At 63.9% G+C, this 4803-nt stretch carries 7 protein-coding genes and 1 pseudogene; 3 read left to right on the top strand and 5 right to left on the bottom strand.

The features are described from left to right. Both AC062T_RS10540 and AC062T_RS10545 read left to right on the top strand, forming a co-directional pair. The coding region (locus AC062T_RS10540; RefSeq protein WP_476029832.1) for a M4 family metallopeptidase at window positions 1-681 on the top strand (681 nt) is incomplete at its 5' end. 23 nt (window positions 682-704) lie between these two features. Continuing rightward, entirely contained in the window at window positions 705-977 is a 273-nt protein-coding gene (locus tag AC062T_RS10545) for a protealysin inhibitor emfourin (RefSeq protein ID WP_476029834.1), read from the top strand. A 34-nt stretch (window positions 978-1011) separates the two neighbouring features. On the opposite strand, the gene AC062T_RS10550 is transcribed toward AC062T_RS10545, so the two are convergent. The 3 genes from AC062T_RS10550 to AC062T_RS10560 form a co-directional block, all read right to left on the bottom strand. Continuing rightward, complete coding sequence (locus AC062T_RS10550) at window positions 1012-1512, bottom strand: adenine phosphoribosyltransferase (RefSeq protein WP_476029842.1); 501 nt, start codon at window positions 1510-1512, stop codon at window positions 1012-1014. A gap of 203 nt (window positions 1513-1715) precedes the next feature. Next, window positions 1716-1985 (bottom strand): 30S ribosomal protein S15, encoded by a 270-nt coding sequence (gene rpsO, locus AC062T_RS10555; protein WP_108515845.1) that lies wholly within the window; start codon window positions 1983-1985, stop codon window positions 1716-1718. Window positions 1986-2069: 84 nt separating this feature from the next. Further along, window positions 2070-2777 (bottom strand): lysoplasmalogenase, encoded by a 708-nt coding sequence (locus AC062T_RS10560; protein ID WP_476029836.1) that lies wholly within the window; start codon window positions 2775-2777, stop codon window positions 2070-2072. 92 nt (window positions 2778-2869) lie between these two features. Between AC062T_RS10560 and AC062T_RS10565 the strand changes: the two genes are divergently transcribed. Then, entirely contained in the window at window positions 2870-3649 is a 780-nt protein-coding gene (locus AC062T_RS10565; RefSeq protein WP_476029838.1) for an SDR family NAD(P)-dependent oxidoreductase, read from the top strand. A gap of 24 nt (window positions 3650-3673) precedes the next feature. Here the strand turns inward: AC062T_RS10565 and AC062T_RS10570 are convergent, their stop codons facing one another. Together AC062T_RS10570 and AC062T_RS10575 are read right to left on the bottom strand one after the other, a co-directional pair. Then, entirely contained in the window at window positions 3674-4231 is a 558-nt protein-coding gene (locus tag AC062T_RS10570) for a type 1 glutamine amidotransferase domain-containing protein (RefSeq protein ID WP_476029840.1), read from the bottom strand. Between the two features lie 98 nt (window positions 4232-4329). Next, a pseudogene (locus AC062T_RS10575) lies at window positions 4330-4803 on the bottom strand (hypothetical protein); the annotation flags it as partial.

The following is a 4803-nucleotide window of genomic DNA, read 5'->3' on the forward strand; positions in this document are numbered from 1 at the left end:
AACGCGCGACTGGATGCCACAGTTCACTACGGCAACCGCTATGACAATGCATTCTGGGACGGAAGCCGCATGGTGTTCGGCGACGGCGACGGGGAGGTCTTCGGGCGGTTCACTGCCTCCCTCAGCGTTATCGGTCACGAACTCGCCCACGGCGTGATCGAGACAACAGCGGGGCTCGCGTACCAGGCACAATCGGGGGCGCTCGCCGAGTCAATTGCGGATGCCATCGGCGCCATGGTCGAACAGCACACCCTGCGCCACACCGCCGACGACGCCAGCTGGATCATCGGCGCCGAGCTCTTTACCGACCGCGTCCAGGGCGAGGGGCTGCGCAACATGCTCAACCCGGGAACGGCCTATGACGACGACGTGATCGGCAAAGACCCCCAGCCAGCGCACATGAGGGACTTTGTCGAGACGGACGCCGACAACGGTGGAGTTCACCTAAATTCAGGCATCCCCAACCGAGCCTTCGCCCTGCTCTCACGCGATCTCGGCGGCTTCTCCTGGGAGCGTGCAGGCGTCATCTGGTTCGACGCCCTTACGAGCGGTCTGCCGAAGACGGCGACGTTTGCTCGCTTCGCCACCTCCACCGTCACAGCGGCTGGCACGCGCTTTGGCAGCGGTTCACGCGAACAGGCGGCGGTCGAGTCTGCATGGCAGAGTGTGGGGGTGCTCTGACGCGACGAACCAGGAGGGTGACGATGAAGGTGACCGTGACGCGCCACGGCGGTTTTGCCGGAATTACCCGCACCTGGACCGTCGACATCGATGACCTGCCTGATGCCGCAGACTGGCGCAAGCTCGTCGACTCCCTGCCCTGGGATTCTCCCGACAGCGCCCCGCAGCCGGACCGTTTCGTCTACAACGTCGCCTGCAACCAGCGTCGAGCGGTGCTGCCAGAGGACCATCTCACCGACGACTGGCGACGACTGATTAGCCTCGTGCAGGGGGAACCGCAGCCTCCCCGGCGTTAGCTGAGCCCGAAGCTAGCTGAACTCGAAGCGCGCTCTAGAGCGTGACGATCGCGTGCAGGTCGAGGTCCGCAAGACGCGTGCGCCCGCCGAGACCATTGAGCTCGAGCACGACACCGGCACCGGTAACCGTGCAGCCCGCACGCTGCAGCAGGGCAGTCGTGGCTGCGACGCTGCCGCCCGTTGCGAGCACGTCGTCGAGAATAAGAACGCGCTGACCACCGGCGATGTGGTCGGGTTCGACCTCGAGAGCGGCCTCCCCATACTCGAGCGAGTAGTGCTCGGTGATAACTCGACCGGGTAGCTTGCCCGCCTTGCGCACGGCGATAACGCCGACGCCTGCGCGGTAAGCGACGGCGGAGGCGAGCATGAAACCGCGAGCTTCGACTCCAGCTACCGCGTCGAACCGCCCAGCGAAAGCATCCCCGAGCTCGTCAATCACCGCACGAAATCCGTGCGCGTCGGCCAGGACGGGCGTCAGGTCGCGAAACAGCACCCCCGGCTCGGGGAAGTCGGGCACGGAGGCCAGGAGGGACATAACGAGTGGAGCGGCGGACTGGGGGGCGACTGTATCGTGCACCTAACAACGCTACCTTCTCGTTGCTGGGTCTTCCGCCGATGACCCCGCTCGCGGCCCGTATAAACACAAAGGGCCGCCACCCTAAGGTGACGGCCCAGTGAAGAAGATCGCGGTGTCAGCAAAGACTCCTCAGTGAGGAGATCTGACGACGACTCCCGAGGTTAGCGACGGAGACCGAGGCGCTCAATCAGCGAGCGGTAGCGGTTGATGTCAACATCCTGCAGGTAGCCGAGCAGTCGACGGCGCTGGCCGACCAGGAGAAGGAGGCCACGACGCGAGTGGTGGTCGTGCTTGTGCTCCTTGAGGTGCTCCGTGAGGTCCTTGATACGACGCGTCAGCATCGCGATCTGAACCTCGGGGGAACCCGTGTCACCTGGGTGGGTTGCGTACTCTTCGATGATCGCCTTCTTGACGTCTGCTTCGAGTGCCATAGATGGGATCCCCTTTCTCTCGTTGCGCGGTGCCGGTCACAGTGCGTGCCAGCTCTCTTTATCCGCGGCCGTTTGACGGCAACCTCAAGAGTTTAGCACTCTCTCCCTGCGCCGCGATCCCCATGCGGAGGGCACCCCGCGCTTGAGCACAATGAGCGCCCCGGCAACGATGAACCCCTGCGCGAGGATGTATGTCGCCATGATCACAATGTTGGGAAAAGGCAGCTCGATGCTCGGCATAAATCGATTGAGGGCGAGCACTGTGTCGGAGACGACAAAGAGAAAGGCGCCACAGGCGACCGCCGGATGCGACCCCAACGCCACGGATGCCATGCCCCCGAGGACAAGACCGTAAATGGCGAGCGGCCATACGAGCCAGCCAACGTTGGGAGCTAGCAGAGCAACCAATGCGATCCACCAGCCGGCATAGGCCAACGCGACAAAGGGAATCCTTCGCACCCGCAGAGAGGACGAGATGGCGACGATGTAGACCACATGAGCCGCGAGAAAAAAGATGAGCCCGAGCAGGAACATGAGCTCACCCGGGATCACCAGAGCGAAGTCTCCGCCCCAGGAGAGAACGAGGGCGGTGAGCAACAGGTACCCGACGATGCTGCGCCGTGCGGGAAGCAGAATCAGCAGCGCCAGGGCGAGGGCGGGCATGAGCATGATCTTGGTGACCACGCCTACTTGGCTCGCACCCAGGATGAGAGCGCTGAGATGTACGAGCGAAACAAGCCCATAGGGCGCGAACGCCAGGATGGCGCGGCCCGACGGCCGTGTGAGAAGCATGATGCGAAGCGTAGTAGCTCCACGCCGCACCGGCACGAGCGACAGGCCTCTACCCTCATCGCTCACTGCTGGGTCGAGTAGCGTAAGGCAGCATGACCGACGCGCTCACTCACATCCATGGCCGAGCCCTGATCACGGGCGCGACGGCGGGCCTCGGGCAAGAGTTTGCAGAGCAGCTCGCTGCGCGGGGTAACGATCTCATTCTGGTTGCCCGCACTCCAGAGCGCCTTGAGGCAACGGCTCGCGATCTCGCCTCGCGTCACGGTGTGTCGATCGAAGTGATCGCCGCCGACCTGGGCAACCCGCACGACCTCGCCATCGTTGAGGCCCGCCTCGCGGATGCTACGAGGCCGGTTACCACCCTCGTCAACAACGCGGGATACGGGCTTAAAGCACCATTTCACGAAAACCCCGTCGAAAAAGAGGCACAGCACCTCGCCGTTCTCGTGGCCGCTCCGATGCGGTTGATGCACGCCGCGCTCGGCCCCATGCGGGCCCGTGGATCGGGCACCATCATTAACGTCTCGAGCGTGGCGGCCTACACACCGCGCGGCAGCTACGGCGCCGCCAAGGCCTGGGTGCTGAGCTTTAGCCGGTGGGCGAACCTTGAATACCGCCGCGACGGAGTGACGGTGACCGCCGTGGTGCCCGGGTTCGTGCACACGGAGTTCCACGACAGGATGCGGGTGCGCACCGATACGATTCCCCGCGTGCTGTGGCTCGACCCGCCCCTTGTCGTGCGGTCGACCCTGAGGGCAGCCGATCACGGCCGTGCCGTCGTTATCCCGTCGATGCGATACCGCATGGTTGTGGCGCTGACGAAGGTTCTGCCCGACCGGCTTACCGCGGCGGGCTCCCTGCACCCGCGCTAACGAACCAAATCCGCGCGAGTCCCTCTAGCGACCGCGAGACACTATCGCGATCTCCTCGATGAATTTTGCGGTGAAGGCTGGCAGGTCATCGGGCGTTCTGCTCGTCACAAGACCACTATCGACAACGATCTGCTTGTCGACCCACTCAGCTCCCGCGTTGATGAGGTCAGTGCGTAGCGACGGGTACGACGTGACGACGCGCCCCGGCAGCACCCCGGCTTCAACGAGCATCCAGGGCGCATGGCCGATTGCTGCAATGGTCTTGCCCTGATCGAAGAAGCGCGTGACGAGATCGACCGATTCCGCGTGCCGCCTGAGCTGATCTGCATTGACTACACCGCCCGGCAGAACGAGAGCTGCGAACTCGTGCGCATCAATGGCCCGCGGGATGGCGTCAACGGCGAACGTATCGCCCGGCTCAGTGTCGTTGAACGCCTGCACTGTGGCGACGGCCGGAGAAACAAGCACGGGGGTTGCCCCCGCCTTCTCCACGGCATCCCACGCGCTCGTCAGCTCGCCCTGCTCCACTCCGTCGGTGACAAGAAAGGCAACCCGTTTGCCGTTGAGAGTTCCGTACTTCATGGGGGAACGATAGGCAGGCAGCCTCGACGCCACCTGCGCATTGAGCTAACTCACACGGAATACCGCACCGACGCAGCGCCCACGAAATATGCGGGCGGTCAGTTGCCCATGATGATGGCAACCGCGAGGGACACCGCACCACCGGCGAGCGCGACGGCACCGCCTGCCGCCCACATTCTGCGCACCATCCTCGCGGCGACGAGTTCACGCCGAATGGACTCGAACGATTCGACCAACGCCACGCTCTCTGGCGACGAAAATGGGTGGGCTTGCCAGGTTGACTCAGTGGTTGCCGCGTCGACCATCATGCGGATCTGGAGGGGTCCGAGAATCACGGGTCTGCGCGAAATCCATCGAGTGAGCTGCGACGACGCAACCACATCCACATCGCGAGGTCGACCTGTAACAGTGATGCTTTCTGGTTCGACCACGGCAATGACACCGATCACGGAGACGGGGAAATCAACCGCAGCCGAGAGGGCCGTCTCAGCCTGACCAACCGCGAGGGTGACCTGCCGCAGATGAGGGAGCCGGTGACCCGCCACGATAAGTGATCGCTCAGATACCCACAC

This window comes from Homoserinimonas sp. (assembly GCF_056262345.1).